Annotated in this window: 2 protein-coding genes; both read right to left on the reverse strand. The window is 75.7% G+C overall.

Going from position 1 to position 1,286, the window contains the following annotated elements:
• A partial coding sequence (locus AC2W7M_RS25705; RefSeq protein ID WP_486135951.1) for a hydantoinase/oxoprolinase family protein occupies positions 1-749 on the reverse strand: 749 nt, incomplete at its 3' end.
• Positions 746-1,153, reverse strand: coding sequence for an ATP-grasp domain-containing protein (locus AC2W7M_RS25710; RefSeq protein ID WP_486135953.1), 408 nt, complete (start codon positions 1,151-1,153; stop codon positions 746-748). The genes AC2W7M_RS25710 and AC2W7M_RS25705, both read right to left, overlap by 4 nt.
• Between the last annotated feature and the right edge of the window lie 133 nt (positions 1,154-1,286).

Here is a 1,286-nt window from a genome sequence, read left to right on the forward strand (position 1 = left end):
TCGAGGCCGCCAGGGCCGAGGTCGCGCCCCACCATGCGCAGCAGGCGGCGCGCGCTCGCCGCCTCGGTCTTCGGACCGCCGTCCGCCGCTGGGTGCAGGTCGGCGCCCTCGGGCAGTTCGCCCATGAGGCGGTAGATGTCGGCGGTGGTGGCGAAATGCTCCGCCATCAGCGGCACCCAGACGCCGCGGAACGGCAAAGCCGGGGCGAGCGCCATCACCGGGGTGCGGGCGATGCCGGTATAGACCAGTTCGCCCGCCACCAGCCGGTCGGCATCCGCATAGGCCACGGCCCGCACCGCGCCGTCCGCGAACGGCACGAAGTCGGTGGTGGTGGAGCCCATGTCGGCGAGGAGGCCGGCCGGCAGAAGCTGCGCCAAGGCGCGCGCCGTGGCGTGCCAGTTGGCCGAGGCGATGGTGCCCGCATGGTCGGCGAGGGCGTCCGCGCCGACCAAGCCGGCGGGCCCGGCATAGAACAGCGTCGCGGCGCCGAGCCGCGCCGCGAGCGCTTCTCCCAGCGCGGTGACGCCGGTCGCCCGGTCCGGCCACAGGTCCACCAGCTCGCCGGTCATGGTGACGAAAGAGGGCGCCTGCGGTGCCGGCGGCAGGCTGGCGATCGCCTGATCCAGCCGGTCCAGCCCCTGCCACAGCGCGCAGGGGGCGATGGCGACCGCCTCCAGCCGCCCGTCGGCGCCGAGCACGGCGCGCTTCAGGTGGGCTCCGCCCACGTCCCAGCCGATGGCGGATGTCATCTCAGCGCGATCTCCACGGGGGTCGCCGGCGGCAGTCGCGGCAAAGACGGCGGCGTGCCGGCGCGGATCAGCTCCGGCAGGAAGGCGGCGGGGTTGACGCCGAGCGCGGCATGGAGCCCCGCATACGCGGTGGTGACGCGCGGGTTCACCTCCACCACCACCGGGCCGGCGTCGGTCAGCAGGAGGTCGATGCCGATGAGGCCGTTGAGGCCGGGAAAGGCCGCCGCCACGTCCTGCGCGAGCCGCGCCAGCGCGCCGTCCGGGTCGGCGAGGCCGCCGACCGTGAGGCCGGTGAGGCTGAGCGCGCCGTCCGCCACGGTCAGATGCTGGCGGTTGACGGCGAGCAGCCGCGCGCCGTCGGGGCGCACCAGCACCGAGAGGCTCGCCGGGGATGCCCGCCACATAAGGCTGCACGATCAGGCCGGGCGTCGCCGGCGGGCGGGACCCCGCCGGCCCACAGGCGGGGTGTTCTCGCAGCCCGCCCCGTCGTCGGGCTTGGTGAGGCGCGGCCAGGGAAGATCGTCCGGCGGCGCGTCG

The sequence above is a fragment of the Xanthobacter sp. BG11Y11_SDJG genome, assembly GCF_057364445.1.